The sequence below is a fragment of the Scytonema hankhaensis NUACC26 genome (genome assembly GCF_045865695.1).
GTDB lineage: Bacteria > Cyanobacteriota > Cyanobacteriia > Cyanobacteriales > Nostocaceae > Scytonema.
The window spans coordinates 1-16211 of sequence record NZ_BAACAP010000215.1 but is presented as its reverse complement, the minus strand read 5'-3'; the positions used below and the strand labels follow the sequence as shown (position 1 = coordinate 16211).

12 protein-coding genes and 1 pseudogene are annotated in these 16211 nt (G+C 41.5%); 8 read left to right on the top strand and 5 right to left on the bottom strand.

Translation table 11 applies throughout. The annotated features are described in order from the left end of the window. Positions 1–138 precede the first annotated feature (138 nt). Positions 139–444 (top strand): P-II family nitrogen regulator, encoded by a 306-nt coding sequence (locus ACKTT2_RS28310; protein WP_407892889.1) that lies wholly within the window; start codon positions 139–141, stop codon positions 442–444. A gap of 103 nt (positions 445–547) precedes the next feature. Then, positions 548–721, top strand: a complete 174-nt coding sequence (locus tag ACKTT2_RS28305) for a SulP family inorganic anion transporter (protein ID WP_407892887.1) — start codon at positions 548–550, stop codon at positions 719–721. Here the strand turns inward: ACKTT2_RS28305 and ACKTT2_RS52390 are convergent. Then, positions 677–887 (bottom strand): annotated as a pseudogene (locus tag ACKTT2_RS52390) (transposase); the annotation flags it as partial. The gene ACKTT2_RS28305 and the pseudogene ACKTT2_RS52390 sit on opposite strands and share 45 nt — an antisense overlap. A gap of 198 nt (positions 888–1085) precedes the next feature. Here ACKTT2_RS52390 and ACKTT2_RS28295 point away from each other — a divergent pair. The 3 genes from ACKTT2_RS28295 to ACKTT2_RS28285 all read left to right on the top strand — a co-directional run bounded on the left by ACKTT2_RS28295 (position 1086) and on the right by ACKTT2_RS28285 (position 6139). Further along, entirely contained in the window at positions 1086–2915 is a 1830-nt protein-coding gene (locus ACKTT2_RS28295; protein ID WP_407892885.1) for an NAD(P)H-quinone oxidoreductase subunit F, read from the top strand. A gap of 80 nt (positions 2916–2995) precedes the next feature. Then, complete coding sequence (locus ACKTT2_RS28290; RefSeq protein WP_407892883.1) at positions 2996–4558, top strand: NADH-quinone oxidoreductase subunit M; 1563 nt, start codon at positions 2996–2998, stop codon at positions 4556–4558. Positions 4559–5011: 453 nt separating this feature from the next. Then, a complete protein-coding gene (locus tag ACKTT2_RS28285; protein WP_407892977.1) occupies positions 5012–6139 on the top strand; it encodes a CO2 hydration protein in 1128 nt (375 codons plus the stop codon). A 108-nt stretch (positions 6140–6247) separates the two neighbouring features. Here the strand turns inward: ACKTT2_RS28285 and ACKTT2_RS28280 are convergent, their stop codons facing one another. From ACKTT2_RS28280 to ACKTT2_RS28265, 4 genes are all read right to left on the bottom strand, one after another. Then, complete coding sequence (locus ACKTT2_RS28280; protein ID WP_407892881.1) at positions 6248–8899, bottom strand: two-partner secretion domain-containing protein; 2652 nt, start codon at positions 8897–8899, stop codon at positions 6248–6250. 96 nt (positions 8900–8995) lie between these two features. After that, positions 8996–9625: a hypothetical protein gene (locus tag ACKTT2_RS28275; protein ID WP_407892879.1), complete on the bottom strand. Its 630-nt coding sequence runs from the start codon at positions 9623–9625 to the stop codon at positions 8996–8998. 218 nt (positions 9626–9843) lie between these two features. Further along, positions 9844–12669 (bottom strand): two-partner secretion domain-containing protein, encoded by a 2826-nt coding sequence (locus tag ACKTT2_RS28270; protein ID WP_407892877.1) that lies wholly within the window; start codon positions 12667–12669, stop codon positions 9844–9846. Positions 12670–12704: 35 nt separating this feature from the next. Then, positions 12705–13133, bottom strand: coding sequence for a hypothetical protein (locus tag ACKTT2_RS28265; RefSeq protein ID WP_407892875.1), 429 nt, complete (start codon positions 13131–13133; stop codon positions 12705–12707). Between the two features lie 313 nt (positions 13134–13446). Between ACKTT2_RS28265 and bchI the strand changes: the two genes are divergently transcribed. The 3 genes from bchI (at position 13447) to ACKTT2_RS28250 (ending at position 16064) form a co-directional block, all read left to right on the top strand. After that, complete coding sequence (gene bchI, locus ACKTT2_RS28260) at positions 13447–14562, top strand: magnesium chelatase ATPase subunit I (protein WP_407892873.1); 1116 nt, start codon at positions 13447–13449, stop codon at positions 14560–14562. Between the two features lie 96 nt (positions 14563–14658). Continuing rightward, positions 14659–14955, top strand: coding sequence for a hypothetical protein (locus ACKTT2_RS28255; protein ID WP_407892871.1), 297 nt, complete (start codon positions 14659–14661; stop codon positions 14953–14955). Between the two features lie 80 nt (positions 14956–15035). Further along, the gene (locus ACKTT2_RS28250) at positions 15036–16064 is read left to right on the top strand and encodes a cyclic nucleotide-binding domain-containing protein (RefSeq protein ID WP_407892869.1); all 1029 of its coding nucleotides are present in this window, start codon (positions 15036–15038) and stop codon (positions 16062–16064) included. Positions 16065–16211: the final 147 nt, after the last annotated feature.

Below are 16211 nucleotides of genomic sequence, written 5' to 3'. Positions count from 1 at the left end.
GTAGGGTTGTTGTTAACATGGGAGTTGACCGTTAGCCGACTCAGAAGACAAATCTATATCTTAGGGGTACAAGTTGTAGCGCCTGTTTTATGAAAAACTTAAGCTTTAGAAGCTAAAACCTATTCTTTGGAGTTCTCCATGTCAAACTTAGTCTCTCCCCTCCAACCCGCCGTCTTAATCACCATTATTGGGGAAACGGTGCTGAAAGACCGTATTGTCAAGCTACTGAAAAACCATAGTGTAAGCGGCTACACTATTAGTCAAGTTCAGGGTGAGGGCGGACACGGAAGACGCTTGTCAGACTTACCTGGTTATAACACTAATATTGAAATCAAGACTATTGTTTCATTAGAAGTATCTGATGCTATCCTTTCGGCACTGAAAGAGGAGCAGGGTAAGCATGCCTTGATCGCTTTCCGACACAGTATAGAAGCTTTCTATTAATTAACCTTTCTGATTCGGGCAGTTTTAACATACGTGGATGTTCCTTCCAACCTTCTAGAAGCCCTTCAACTTCCATCCCTAAGCACTTTACCACGCCTCATTCATGCCCCCATCTTATCTAGAAGCAATTGCGATCGCATTCATTGCCAGTGCAGAAAGTTTACTCTCACCCGCCGCAGTCGATAAACTCCATAGCGGTGAGAGAACAGATTTTGACAGGGAATTAGCAGCACAAGGATTTTGCTGCTGTTTTTTGCTCAATTCTTGCCCGGTTTAACTCAGAGATGAATCATTTTTGTAACGTGAAATCTGTCTACTGTTACCTCAGCATTTGGACAAAGTTTTTTCACTAATGATTTATAGTTACCAGTCATATCCATACTTACTTCTTCTATTTGGGATAAAACCTTTTCTCCCCATGAACGTATCACTTTCTCTATCTGTACTTATAAAACGCAATCGAAAAATTTATACCACCGGACATTCTTAATCAACAATTCAAATAGTTATGACTTAACGATCGCTAAAGTAGAGAATGTCAACACGGAACTGACGAAAAAACACTAAAGTGTGCAGTGTGAAGTAAGAAGTAAAAGATTTTTATAATTTCTTCCTTGTCCTTCATCCTTCGCTCGGCACTCATGACAGAACCTCTAATTCAAACGACATGGTTCATCCCGTTCTACGGCTTGCTAGGGGCAATACTCACCCTACCGTGGTCAATGGGCATTATCCGGCGCACGGGGCCTCGCCTTGCCGCCCACCTCAATCTCGTTACGACTTTCGGCGCTTACCTTCATGGTTTATTTGTCTTCAGCGCTATCTGGAACCAACCCCCTCAAGAAATATTTATCCACTGGTTTAAAGTGGCGGATTTAGACCTATCATTTGCCCTAGAAATCTCATCAGTAAGCATCGGGGCGATAGAACTCGTGACAGGTTTAAGTCTGTTAGCACAGTTATTTGCCCTGGGATACTTGGAAAAGGACTATGGGATAGCTCGTTTTTTTGCTCTCATGGGATTTTTTGAAGGAGCAATGAGTGGCTTGGCACTTTCCAATTCTTTATTGCTATCCTACGGTTGGTTAGAATTGCTCACACTATCAACATATTTACTAGTGGGATTCTGGTACGCACAACCTCTAGCGATAACAGCAGCCCGTGATGCATTTCTTACCAAACGAGTTGGAGATGTTTTACTACTTATGGGAGTTGTCGGGCTTTCAACTCTAGCGGGTAGCACAAATTTTCCCGATTTATATCAATGGGTGCAGACAACACAATTACCATCACAAACAATCGCACTGTTATGCTTGGCACTGATTGCAGGACCGACAGGAAAATGCGCTCAATTCCCCCTCCATTTGTGGCTTGATGAAGCGATGGAAGCCCCTAGTCCGGCATCAGTGTTACGGAACTCTTTGGTAGTTTCTTGCGGTGCTTATGTGTTGATAAAACTTCAACCAATTCTAGCAACTTCACCTATTGCTCTCACAACTTTAGTTGTCATTGGTACAATCACTGCTCTTAGTTCGTCACTGGTTGCTATTTCTCAAATCGATATCAAACGTGCTCTTTCTCATTCTACGAGTGCGTACATGGGGTTAGTTTTTATTGCAGTGGGAATGCAATCGACAAACTTTGCCTTAATGATGATTTTAGCTCATGCGATCGCCAAAGCTTTGTTATTTATGAGCATAGGTTGTGTTATTTCAACAACCAACACCCAAGACTTGACAGAAATGGGAGGGTTAGGAAAAACCATGCCCATTACAGCCTGTGCCTTTGCCATAGGTACAGCCGGACTCATTGGAGTCTTGCCATTCAGTAGTTTTGAAACATTCTCACAAACAATTGAGCCATTGCAATCAAATGCTGTTTGGTTACCTAGTATCTTACTTCTCGTAAATGCTCTAACCGCCTTTAACCTCACTCGCGTGTTTCGTTTAGTTTTCTTAGGTTCATCTCAAGCTAAAACTCGTCGTGCGCCTGAAGTAGGATGGCAAATGGCATTACCAATGGTGATTTTGGCAATAACAACTTTATCCGTACCCTTCATACTGCAAGATCTTGCTCTGATACCATCATGGAATGCCATGAATATTTCAGAAACTTTGCTGCAACTGCTTTCTATCGTTTTGGGTTGTGGCATAGGAGCGATCGTTAAATTGCGTCGGATCTGGTTAATACCAGTACAAAAAACAGCGAAGTTTCTACATGAGATGTTAGCTTATGACTTATATATCGATCGGATCTACCGGATTAGTGTTGTTTTTGCTGTCCAGCAGTTATCCAAATTCACAGCTTGGTTCGATCGCTTCATTGTAGATGGCTCAATCAACTTATTAGGATTAGTCACAGTTTTCACTGGTCAAAGTCTGAAATACAGCGCCCCAGGAAAATCTCAAATTTACGTTCTCACTATTTTATTAGGAATCGGGTTTTTAGCTATTTTTTCAATTTTTGGTTAGTAGTAGGGTGGGCATTGCCCACCACAAGATCTATATGGATGGTGGGCATTGCCCACCCTACCCCCTACCCCCTACCCCCTATGCTTAGTCCCTTAGTTTGGATCCCAGCAATAAGTGCTGCTGTCATCGCGTTTTTTCCCAAGATGACATCTCGAATTGCACGACGGATTGCGTTTGCGATCGCATTTCTGCTCTTGATTTGGTCAATCTTTTTAGGCAGCCAATTTCAATTATTTAATTCCGATTGGCAATTTCAAGAGTATATGCCTTGGTTGGAAACGTTAGGTCTTCATTACCATTTAGGAATAGATGGTTTATCTCTACCCTTGCTCATTCTTAATGAATTTCTGACAAGCATTGCTATTTACACAACTCATCCTCTCACCCATCGACCTCGCTTTTTCTATACACTTATCTTGCTTTTAAATGCGGGGATATCTGGTGCTTTTTTAGCTCAAGATTTGCTGTTGTTTTTCCTATTTTACGAAGCGGAATTGATTCCTTTGTACTTGCTAATTGCTATCTGGGGAGGAGACCGGCGCGAATATGCCGCTACAAAATTTTTGATTTATACGGCAATTTCTGGTATTCTTATAATTGCGGCTTTTCTAGCATTAGTTGGTATAAGCGGTGCTACTAACTTTGATTATAATCCCTCAGTTTCAAGTACTCTACCTTTGGCGATTCAAATACCTCTTCTCTTGACAATTTTGTTGGGATTTGCCATCAAAACACCTCTTGTTCCTTTCCACACATGGCTACCAGATGCTCACGTCGAAGCATCTACACCTGTATCCATACTATTAGCAGGAATCCTCCTTAAATTAGGGGCTTATGGTTTTTTACGGTTTGGCTTGGGTTTATTTCCCGAAGCATGGTCGGTTCTTGCACCTTGGTTTGCAACTTGGGCTGTGGTCAGCGTTTTGTATGGAGTGATTGTCGCGATCGCGCAAACAGATATGAAAAAGATGATAGCTTATAGTTCTATCGGACATATGGGTTATGTCTTGCTTGCTGCTGCTGCTGCAACTCCCATAAGTTTAACGGGTGCGATCGTTCAAATGGTGAGTCACGGATTAATATCTGGCTTGCTCTTTCTCTTAGTAGGGATTGTTTATGACAAAACCTGTAGTCGCAATTTAAATATCCTCAAAGGGTTACTCAACCCAGAACAAGGTTTACCCGTTATTGGAAGCCTCATGATAGTAGCAGTTATGGCAAGTGCGGGTATACCTGGTATGGCTGGTTTTGTTGGTGAGTTTTTGTGTTTCCGAGGTAGTTTTTCGGTCTTTCCCATCCAAACTCTGCTTTGTATGCTTGGTACGGGATTAACTGCTGTGTACTTCCTAACACTAATTAACCGTGCTTTTTTTGGTCGCCTTCCCGAAGCAATGGCTGAACTACCTCCTGTCAAATGGTCAGAACGCATTCCTGCAGCCATATTAGCAGCAATTATCATCCTCTTTGGAATTCAACCAGGTTGGCTCATTAGTAAAACTGAAGCAACCACATCTGCAATGAAATTGACTAGTTCTGAATTATTAGTTATCAAATTTACCCCCCTTAATCCCCCCATGGAAAGCTACGGTGTACACACATCTTTAGAGATCCCCCTAAATCCCCCTTACAAAGGGGGACTTTAAGGATTTTCCCCCCTTTTTAAGGGGAGCCAGCGCTGCAGGAGGGTCTCCCGAACTCACAGCGACTGGCGTGGGCTAGGGGGGATCGAAAATGCAAGAAGGCATTTTAGGAGACTTGTGTGTACACCGCAGTCTTGGAAAGGGGGGAGATTAAAGAAGCAGTTCCTTCCTTGGAAAGTGGAGAGATTGGAATGACAGTTCCCTCCCCAATACATCGGTCTGGGTTAGGGTGGGGTAAAAACAATACCAAAACCTGATTTGTAAGCTATGGCGGTTTTCAATCGGGTACAGGACATAAAAAAGTTATGGAACCGCAGCCTATAGCGGACGAACGCGGATGAATCAGTACTTTATTTAAGTGGAAACCGCTATATTACGGACTTGTATACATCACAGCCTAAAAAAGGGGATCTCTACGTAAATCCTATATTTATTACTTTCTAGGAAAAAACAATGATGGTTACTCTGACAAAACTCAACCAGTCCTCCCATCCCCTTAAAGAATATATTCACTGTTTGGAAGCAGGAGAAAGTCTCATATCTGATTCTCTAGAAAATTTGTTAGAAGTTGTTGGAATTTTACAGAGTTATGCAATTGTGTTAGATGCCTATTCCCAAAATCTTCTTTACATTGCTAACCATGCTTTCTTAGAACCATTTCCTCTCTTAAAATATTTGAATGGTGAAGCCACACCTAAAAATTTACTTCGCTACAGCTTGAACGATCGCTTAAATTTTGAATATGCCGAGTATTGTGCGAAAACAATGTTTTGGCATGGTGGAGGTAGTTTAGATATTTACTTAAATTCACTAGAATTTGAGCAAGCTGCCCAACAAGCAATACTTGCTAAATTTGAAGGTAATTTATTCTTCAGAGGGTTTCATCGTTTATTCAGCGCTTTCTTTCCAGAACAAATCAGGCAATTAGCATATTACACTGCTATGGGTCAATTCTGGAGAGTGATGAGCGATCTTTTTAGTGAGTTATCTCAGCTTTATAATAGTCAGGAAATTACTTCTATTTCTCAAGTCACAGAGTATATTCAGTCTGGTTTAACTACAGTCGCTAAATTGCCCATCATCTATAGTGTTCCTATTCGCGGAAAACTGTACAAAATTATTCCAGAAACAGCAGGGTTAAAATTTTTACAAGATGTAGCCTTGCCTTATGTAGAAACCATTTTCTTTCGAGGAACTCCTTTTTTTGGCACAACTTCTTACAATGCACAAGCACGGCAAATACCTCAAGAATTGTCTGAGTTTGCTTATGGTGTACTTTATGCTGACCCTCTTATAACAGGTAGTGCGGGTATTCCTCCTACTTTACTCATGCAAGATTTGCGCCATTTTTTACCTGAGTACCTGCATGAAGTATATATGCGATCGCCTCGAAAAGAAGACAATCTTCGCGTACAAATTTGCCGAAGCTTTCAGAAAGCTATGTTTTGTGTTGTAACGGCTGCTATTAAAGGATTATCGCCTTACCCTTTGGATACTAAAGAACCTTATCAACAACAAACTAATCGCACATACCTTGAAAGTTGGATGAATCGCTTTCTTGCTTCTCGTTTGTCTAATATCTAGTAGTCCACCAGAGAAATTTTGACAGGTTAAGTTAGTCTATTCTAGATCCCCGACTTCTTGGAAAAGTCGGGGATCTAGCAGGCTCGTTAAAATCAATACGATTGAGTACTAGCGATTTGTCAACTCACAATTGATGGATGAAAAAAGAGGCGCGTGAGCCACAAGAGATACTTCGCCGTTAGCACTTCTTACCCATCCCGTTGCTTCTACGATCGCTCCTGAATTTATGGAGGTTTGTTTTATGCTAGTAGATGAAGAACGGGTTTGAGTTTCAAATTGGGGAATTACCCAATCTACTTGTAAAGCATCAGCTATTAAGGGCTGGTAGGGACTTGTTGGAATGCCACCACGTTCTGTAACAACCAGTGAACTGGCTGTTTTGACGTTGCCTGGGTTGCAGCTGGTATCAATTTGTTGGCTTGCATCGACTAAATTGGCGGGTAGTTCGATTAATCCACTACTGGGATCGGTATCGGGTCTATTGATTTCTACAATACCATCTGTACCAAATCTAGAACTGGCGGTAATATCAGTGTCTGAAGAGAGAAACAGCCCTTGAGCCTTAAGGCTAATATTTCCACCTCGTCCAGAGAAAGCGTTAGCTGTGATATCGCTATTAGCTAAAGAAATCAAGAATTTAGTATCTATATTGATATTTCCGCCATTACCGCCTGCATTATCAGTACCTGCCGTAGCAGTTATATTACTATTGTCACGTAGAAAGATGTTACTTGCTCTAAGAGTGATATCTCCACCTTCACCGACCTTAGTCTCTGTTGAAATCTTTCCTTGGCGATCGAGACGGATAGAAAGAGCTGTTACATCTATGTTACCAGCTTGGCTTCCTCCTTCACTACTAACACTTATTTGACCTCTATCTTGGAGAAGAAAATCTCGAGCTGTGATGGTTAAATTTCCTCCGTCTGCTAACCCTGCAGTTCTGGCAGAGATAATAGCCCCTTCTCGAACAATCAACTTTGGTGTATTGATATCGATACCTCCCGCAGTGCCAAAATTGACTGTTCCCACAAGCAACCCGCTTTGTCTGGTGGGAGAAGATCCTACAAGTTCGATTGATTCGGAAGCATTAATCGACAAGGTTCCGCCTTTACCTTCGCCATCCCCAAACGTAGATGCAGAGATTTGCCCACCATTCCTGACCATCAATTTACCCGTCTGAATAGTTAATTCTCCAGCATCTCCCTTACTGTTTTGAGAAACTGCGTACAATCCACTAGAGTTACCCGCACTGGAAAAACCTGAGATGTCTATTGACTGAGCATCAACAAACAGTTTTCCACCTTGCCCACCTACACTAGATGCAGAAATTTGCGCTCCATCTCGTAAGGTAAGTGTATTAGTTTTGATGGACAAATCTCCAGCCTTTCCACCATTTGAAGTGCTGGTAAAGAAACCACTGGGATTGGCATTGGTAGCAGTGCCTAAAAGTTCTATTGACTTGGCATTAATAAAGAGTTTCCCCCCTTGACCACCATTACTTAAGGCTAATACTTGTGCTCCTTCTTTCACAGTAATATTATTTGTTTGGATAGTTATATCTCCAGCATCTCCACCATTTAAAGAGTTCGTAAATAAGCCACTTGGTTTGCCGTACTCATTAGTGCCAAATAAGTTTACAGATTCGGTGGCAATGACTACAAGATTTGCTGCTTTTCCTATACTTGAGATTCCCGTACTAATTTGCGAGCCATCACCTACAGTTAAGTAACCTGTTTGAATTGTCAAATTACCAGATAACCCAGTTCCTAAAGCTTCAGTGGAGAGTTGACTATTTCCCAAGACTTCTACTGATTCCGAGGCATTTGCTGTTAATGTTCCTGCAGTATTGGTTCCTGTGGCGATCGCAAATATTTGAGAATCGAGAACTGAAATACGTTTACCATATAATTGAATACTCGCTTCCGAACTGCGATCGTCTAAAGAAGTATTTTGAGGCAGAGAAACATCTATCAATGCCTGTTGAGAGAGTGCTATATTAGCTCGCGGAACATTGTCTGAAACGCTCAAACGGAGTTGATTATCTGTAGTTTGTAGATTAACAACTCCATTACCTGAAACTCCTGCTAGACCGATTTGACCGTTTGGTGCTTTGAGTTTACCTCCAATTAACTCTACATCACCACCCACTAATAATAAACTTTGATTGCGTCCAACTTCTAAACCTATCAAAGAGCGATTAGTAATTGATTGGGCTGAAATTTGATTGAATAGTAGTGCTGAAGGGTTAATAGTTAAAGTTGCATTAGGGCTTTCAGGGTTAGAAGTGCTGAACAAGCCTTTATCGCCAAACTGAATGGTATTAGCTGTTGTTGCCAGAAACGATCCGTTTATCGCTAATCTGGCATTGGGTCCAAAACTAATGCCATTAGGATTGATCAAAAACAAGTTAGCTTTACCGGGAACCGACAGCCTCCCCAATATGTTTGAGCGATCGCTACCTGTCACCCGACTGATAATATTCTTAATACCACTAGAGCTAACAAAAGAAGCAGTTCGTCCAGCATCGACATTGAATTTCTGGAAACTGTGAAACAGGTTACTGCCACGAGTTGCGCCACCACTAATTATATCAAGGGGTATAATGGGAACAGAGTTTACTCTTGAAGATTCCTGTCCCATGGTAGTATCAGGCACAATACTTTGAGCAACTGCACGTTTAATTATACCGAGTCCTATCAGTGCAATTAATGCTAAACAACTTGCTACACTGATTCTGCTTAATAAAATTCTGGTAGACATTACACATCAAAACCCAAAAGCTTCTCTGTAATAAGGTTGATTAGAACCCCGACTTCTTGGAGAAGTCGGGGTTCTGGACACTTAAATTTTCCCAAATTAGATAGGATTATAACTAAATATAAAGTTCGTTGCTCTTATATCAAAAATACTTGTATTTAAATGATTAATTGTATGGATATCTAGTTTATTCTCAAAGAGCGAATTTTGGAAGGGGTTGATGCTTCCTAGTGTTAAGTTTTTATTCAAGATGCCATTGCCCTTAATTTTACCTGGTGCTAGGCTTGTAAAGCCTAATACCTGTCTATATTCTATAAAGATAGGGGGATTGACAGGACCAGTGCCATCATGGGGAGGAACTTTAGTAAACGGATTGGCATTGGGGTTCGGAGAAATATTCTCTGCTACATAAATAGCATCTTCGTTCTCGTTAAAGTTCTCAATAATATCAATTCCCTCAAAACTGGTCACCTTAATTTTGTTAGATTCTATATATTCTACTTTAGCAGTAGGGTCGTTAAAGAAGTAGAAATCAGCACCCACACTTCCTTTTAACGTATCATTCCCCATACCACCAAAAAGCAAATCAATATCATTCCCATCACCACCATGTAGAGTGTCATCCCCTGCTTGACCGAAGATTTGTTCGTTAACCGCAGTTCCAAACAAATTATCGTTTACTCCGTCGGAACCTTGAATAAGCTTAAACTCAGTATTTAAAAGTGTCATTGTCAATGTCTCCTGTTTTAGCTTAGTAATGTGGTTACGGTTGATGCACAAAATTTTTCGTCCCACAACCACAGCGATTTAGAGAAAATGCTGCATTGCACAACATGACTGTAGTTCCAAGTTATATTTCAGGAGATTTTCTGATTTTTACGCAACAAATGAAATAAATTTCTCCGGAATGTGGAATGGCGTCCTACCCGTCCCTTACTAGTGGTGGGCTAAAAGCCCTCACTACAAGCGAAAGTTGAATATTTTTTTATTTGGAATGTCTTTGGTGTACGAGCAACAAGAGATATCTCTCCATTGCCGCTTTTTACCCATCCAGTTGCTTCAACGATCGCTTCTGGTACTGTAGGTTTGGCGATATACGTTTGCGTAGAGTGTCCGAAGGATTCAGCGTCAAACCTCCGGCTTGTTTCAGATAAAAAAGGGTCGGTTTGAGTTTCAAGCTTGGGAGTTACCCAATTCACTTGCAACGCATCAGCAATTAGCGGTTGGAAAGGGCTATCTGGTATTCCACCACGTTCTATAGCAACAAATGAACTTGCTGTCTGGATGTTGTCAGGATTGCAACTTGTATCAATTTGTTGGGTTGCATCAGCTAAATTTACAGGTAGTTCAACTAACCCACTACTAGGATCGGTATCGGGTCTGTTGATATCTACAACGCCGTCTATACCGAATCGAGAACTGGCAGAAATCTTAGTATCTGGTGTCAAAAACAAACCTCGAGCACTCAAGCGGATATTTCCACCTCGACCAATAAAGGCATTAGCTGTAATATCGCTACCTAAAGAGACTAATAGCTGAGTATTTATATCAATATTGCCGCCATTGCCACCCGCATTCTCAGTCCCTGCAGTGGCAGTTATCTTGCTACCATTTCGTAGTAAGATGCTTCTTGCCTTAAGAGTGACGTTCCCTCCTTCACCTGCTTTGGTTTCCGTAGTAATAATTCCTTGTTTATCGAGACTAATAAAAGGTGCTGTTACTTCTATATTGCCAGCATTAGCCACTTGATTTCCTTGAATGCGAGCAAACAAGCCACTATTAGAACCATCATTGTCTATCAACTCCAAACGATACTTCGTGAATCGAGCGATTAAAGTCGGATCGCTTCCAGAGATAGTTACAGTATCACTGGCATTGACTGTAATGTTACCGGCATTCCCACTACTAAAGCTACTAGTAACAAATTGTCCGCCATCAGTAAGCTCAAGGTCGTTAGTGTTAACTTTAATATTACCTCCAAAACCAGCACCCGTAGTTCTTGTACTCAACACTGCTCCTTGTGATACTTGCAAGATAGGAGACGTTACACTAATATCACCACCTTGTCCTCCCGCTTTCCCTTCGCTACTAGCAATCAATCCACTTATCAAATTTCCTGCAACTGGATTGACACCAGAAATGATAACGGAATCGGATGCATGAACTTGAATATCGCCTCCCTTCCCTTTTCCAGAAGTTCTGGTCAATATTTCCGCACCATTGGTTAAAAATAAGGTTTTTGCCTTGATATTTACAGTCCCTCCATCGCCTGCTCCAAAAGTATCGCTAAAGATAAAGCTGTCGTCAAAAGTTGCCTTCTGTTGAGCGACTATAGTCACATTTCCAGCCATCGATTGACCTTTAGTGAAGGTTTCCAAGGTCGAACCATTGGTTAAGGATATGTTTCCTGTTTGGATATTGATATCGCCAGCTTTGTTTGTTGCTGCACTTCCTGCTTTAGCTTGGATAAAACTTTTTGTAGACTCAAAATTATTAACCCGTATAAAAACTCCTACCGTGTTTCCCTGTCCTTCAATGTTGGCACTCAATGTAGTACGATTATTTAGGGAAAGTGACTCGGCTTTAATATCTATGCCACCAGTACTGCCAACTGCTGAATTCTCCACATTACTGGTAATAGTACTATTATTGGCAGAAACAGACCCACTAGCTCGAACAAATACGCCTGTAGTGCTTCCTCGACCATAGGTATCGGTACTCAGGTATGCGCCATCACTTAAAAACAGCGAGCCAGTTTTGAGATATATACCACCTGTATTGCTAACAGCTTGAGATGATGGTTTGGACGAGCGTGTTGTGTCACTACTGACTTCATTTCGGATAAAGCTTCTTGCGATCGCCATCTTACCAGTAGCATCAAGAAAAATATTTCCCTCTTGAGTGCTAAATGAGTTGACACCAGATGTTATGCGACTTCCTTGTAGAATATTCAGGTTACGGGCAGCGATCGCAATACTACCACCATTCTCAGCTAAAACTTTTGCATTGGTCAGCGACACATCTGCTCGCTCTAAATTATCGGGAACAATGAAATGCAAATTCTGACTCTCAACAAGCCCTACTGTTCCTTCGCTTGCTACACCTGCTAACTCGACCCTACCACCTTTAGCTTCTAAATAACCGCTATTTAAGTTCACATTCCCACCCAGTAGCAATAAACTTTCTCCTTGAGGAACTTTTAAACCTGCTGTCGATTGATTGGTAATTGAACTTTGAGCCGCAATTTGATTGAATAAAAAAGCAGAAGGTTGAACTGTTAGTAATGCAGGATTGTTTGGCAAAGAAGCATTGAAAAAACCTCGATTGCCAAATGCGATCGCATTTGCAGTTGTTGCGACAAATGAACCTCCTACATTCAAACTAGCTTTTGGTCCGAACAATATTCCGCTAGGATTAATCAAAAACAAGTTTGGATTAGCTCCCCCAGTCGTAGCCAGAGTCCCCATAATTTCTGAGCGATTCCCACCCGTTACCCGAACTAAAATATTCTCGATCTTTGCATTAGGACTGATAAAATTAACTCGCTCTCCTGCTTTAATGCTGAATTGCTTAAAGCTATGAAATAAGTTATTACCTGCTTCTGTACCTGCAGTTATGGTATAAATACTACTTTGTGGCGTAACAACGGTATTATTGGGTAGAGTTCCATCCGGGATAACTTGAGTTTCTTGAGCATGAGTAGAGTTAGCACCAATCGAACAACAGATGCTAAATCCGCCAATGATACAAAAGTGGAGAATATATCGTTTCATTCGGGCATTTAAGAATGGCTAATTGCTATTTTTCTTTATAATGCTGATGCACATCCTCCTGGAAGAATTTCGTAGTTTAATGTATAACTTACATCGTTTACTCCTAAAAATACAAGTGGAGTCATAGAGGTGACATCTGTAATTGAAACTGTTTGCCGATTTATGAATTCTCTGGCTCCTGAATTGATAGATTGACAAAGAGTAAGAGTCAAGGAAATTTGCAAACATCTCTCAATATTAAGTAGAGCCTCATTGCTAGAATCAAGATTAAATGGACCGAAAACCTCTATTGGACTTGAAATTTCTAGGTATACAGAAACAAAAGAACCATCTACGGGCGGTGATAGCCTTTTAATGGACTTTAAGAGTAATCTGACTGTTGGTGGAGAGATTTCATCAATCTGAGGGTTGTGGCTCTCGATATATGGAGATGAGGGTAGTTGTACAGTAGGTTTAACTTCCATATGAAAATGTTCCTGTGACAAGCTGAAAAAGGATAGGTATGTTTGGGAAATTGCCAATAAGTTGGCAATCTGCAAATGGTCGAAGCTACCCTGTATAAAAACAACAACTCAAAAAATCATAGCCCGTGTTTATATATCAAGTTAGTTTCAAACTTTTATGTTGCAATTCGACTAAATTTACAAAACTTGATGAATAAGGGCATTGGGGATTGGTGATCCTCCCCTATCCCCTATCCCCTATCCCCTATCCCCTACTCCCTACCTATGGCACAATAAAGACGGTAATCAGAAATATATAGATAAGGTAACAAGCGTGAGTCCAACTGCTCAAGCCACCGCAAGTGCGCGTCGCGTGGTATTTCCATTTACAGCAATTGTGGGTCAGGAAGAAATGAAACTGGCTCTGTTGTTGAACGTGATTGACCCAAAAATTGGTGGTGTTATGATTATGGGCGATCGCGGTACGGGAAAATCCACAACTATCCGGGCGCTGGCTGACTTGCTACCAGAAATTCCTGTCGTCGCCAATGACCCATTTAACAGCCATCCCAGCGATCCCGATTTGATGAGTGATGAAATCCGCCAACAATTAGAACAAGGAGCGGATATTCCCACAGTTCAGAAAAAAGTCATAATGGTAGACTTGCCATTAGGAGCCACAGAAGACCGAGTTTGTGGCACTATTGACATCGAAAAAGCTTTATCAGAAGGCGTCAAAGCTTTTGAACCGGGATTGTTAGCAAAAGCCAATCGCGGTATCCTCTATGTAGATGAAGTGAACTTGCTAGATGACCACCTTGTAGATGTGCTTCTTGACTCTGCAGCAAGTGGCTGGAATACCGTAGAAAGAGAAGGAATATCTATTCGTCACCCGGCGCGTTTCGTGCTAGTAGGATCTGGAAACCCAGAAGAAGGAGAATTGCGTCCTCAACTCCTCGATCGCTTTGGTATGCACGCTGAGATTCATACAGTGAAAGAACCAGCTTTACGAGTGCAAATTGTGGAACAACGGGCAGAATTTGACCAAAATCCTCCAGGATTTTTGGAAAAGTACAAATCTCAGCAAGAAGAACTACAGCAAAAAATCGTCAATGCCCAACAGCTTTTACCAAGTGTTACAATTGATTACGATTTAAGAGTAAAAATATCTGAAGTTTGTTCCGAACTCGATGTAGATGGATTGCGGGGCGATATTGTCACCAACCGCGCTGCTAAAGCAATAACCGCATTTGAAGGGCGAAACGAAGTCACCGTTGATGATATTCGGCGCGTAATTACTTTGTGTTTGCGTCATAGATTGCGGAAAGACCCCTTGGAGTCTATTGATTCTGGCTACAAAGTAGAAAAAGCCTTTGGTCGGGTTTTTGGCGTAGAAATCCCTGAAGATACTTCACAAAAAAACGGTACGGGACAAAAAGTTAGAAGTTAGTTGTTTGTCATTTGTCATTGGTCATTTAATCAGTGACCAGTGACCAGTGACCAGTGACCAATCCCTAATCCCCAATCCCTAATCCCCAATCCCCATATGAGATTTTGGCGCTTTTGGTTTAGCACGTTTATTTTATCGAGCCAGTACAACCCTCCTCGGTTTGTGGAGATGGTGATGGTTTTAGTGGCGATCGCATTACTAATAGTTTGGCAGATTACATTACAGTCTCCGTACATGATACTTGGTTGGAGTTTGGTGGTTGGAGCGTCATTTTCCATATTGGTACGAGAAGCCATTGCTCCTACACCAGAGACACGCATCAATCAATTAGCAGCATTTTTGTTTTTGATAATTAGTGGCTTTGGGTTTTTGTACGTATTTCAAACTTTATAACCACTTGCAACTGAAATATGTTGGATCTAAGTCTGGACTGGGTACTTTAAGAAGGATACCTAGTCTGTCTTATCTCAACTATGACACCTGTACTGACCCAACTTGACAATTTAAAAGTTTTGCACTCAACAGATTTAGAGTGGATTACTCAAATTGGGGTGCAGCAAGACCTACCGATTGCAAAGATTCTCATTCAGGAAGGTCAACCTTCTGACTCGATTTACTTTATTCTTGATGGTACCGTAGCAGTCCTCATTTCTCAACAAGGTTCTGACCTTGACCAGGAAATTGTTCGTTGCGGTCAAGGGGAAGTCATTGGAGAAATGTCTTTTGTTGACGATCGCTCTCCGTCTGCAACAGTCAAAACTGTTGAGCCAACGCGGGTACTGTCAATCTCCAAACGGCAATTGCAAATTAAAATGGATAGAGATCCGGATTTTGCAGCCCGATTTTATCAGGAGATAACTAGTATACTATCTTCTCGATTGCGGAGTCTCTCGAAATTACTAGCACAAAACAAAATTGTACCCAGTCAAGCCCTGAGAAAAGTGCTGTTTGTCTTTGCAGTTCTTAATGATAATGATATTGACTGGATGGTAACTCATGGTAGGCGAGAAGATGCAGTGATGGGAACTGTGTTGATTCAACAAGACCAACCAGTAGAGGCTTTATACATTTTGCTGAAAGGCAATTTGGTAGTGCTGTTTTCTATGATGAAAGATGGGCAATTAGTCGAACGAGAACTAGCTCGTCGAGCTAGTGGAGAAATTGTTGGCGAGATGTCTTTTGTGGAAGCCGGGACAGCATCTGCAACGATTAAATGTGCTGAAAACTCATTGCTGTTAGCCATACCCCAAGAAATGTTGAGAGAAAAATTGCAACGCGATCGCAGTTTTGCAACTCGGTTCTATCGCGCTATTTCCCTAGTGTTAATCGATCGTTTGCGAGAAGGCTTAGTGCAGCGTGGGTTTGGTCAACAAGCCTACAGTAAAGACCAACAAATGGTGGATGAAATTGAGTATGAAGATGAAATTCCTCTTGATGTACTAGAGCCAACACTATTAGCTGGTACTCGGTTTAAGTGGATGATGAATCGGGTGAGGGGTTAGGGGTTAGGGGGTAGGGGGTAGGGAACTTGTGCTCAATATTGATTTTCATACCCTTGGTGTACACAGTGTGTTCAAAGTTATTTATTAAGACTTTTTCATCCCAAATCCCCAACCCCAACCCCCTACCCCTACCCCTAACCCCTAACC

What these genes read in the sequence shown, in the direction of transcription:
- ACKTT2_RS28310 (WP_407892889.1), top strand. Translation starts at nt 139, where the DNA reads ATGTCAAACTTAGTCTCTCCCCTCCAACCCGCCGTCTTAATCACCATT.
- ACKTT2_RS28305 (WP_407892887.1), top strand. Translation starts at nt 548, where the DNA reads ATGCCCCCATCTTATCTAGAAGCAATTGCGATCGCATTCATTGCCAGT.
- ACKTT2_RS28295 (WP_407892885.1), top strand. Translation starts at nt 1,086, where the DNA reads ATGACAGAACCTCTAATTCAAACGACATGGTTCATCCCGTTCTACGGC.
- ACKTT2_RS28290 (WP_407892883.1), top strand. Translation starts at nt 2,996, where the DNA reads ATGCTTAGTCCCTTAGTTTGGATCCCAGCAATAAGTGCTGCTGTCATC.
- ACKTT2_RS28285 (WP_407892977.1), top strand. Translation starts at nt 5,012, where the DNA reads ATGGTTACTCTGACAAAACTCAACCAGTCCTCCCATCCCCTTAAAGAA.
- ACKTT2_RS28280 (WP_407892881.1), bottom strand. Translation starts at nt 8,899, where the DNA reads ATGTCTACCAGAATTTTATTAAGCAGAATCAGTGTAGCAAGTTGTTTA.
- ACKTT2_RS28275 (WP_407892879.1), bottom strand. Translation starts at nt 9,625, where the DNA reads ATGACACTTTTAAATACTGAGTTTAAGCTTATTCAAGGTTCCGACGGA.
- ACKTT2_RS28270 (WP_407892877.1), bottom strand. Translation starts at nt 12,669, where the DNA reads ATGAAACGATATATTCTCCACTTTTGTATCATTGGCGGATTTAGCATC.
- ACKTT2_RS28265 (WP_407892875.1), bottom strand. Translation starts at nt 13,133, where the DNA reads ATGGAAGTTAAACCTACTGTACAACTACCCTCATCTCCATATATCGAG.
- ACKTT2_RS28255 (WP_407892871.1), top strand. Translation starts at nt 14,659, where the DNA reads ATGAGATTTTGGCGCTTTTGGTTTAGCACGTTTATTTTATCGAGCCAG.
- ACKTT2_RS28250 (WP_407892869.1), top strand. Translation starts at nt 15,036, where the DNA reads ATGACACCTGTACTGACCCAACTTGACAATTTAAAAGTTTTGCACTCA.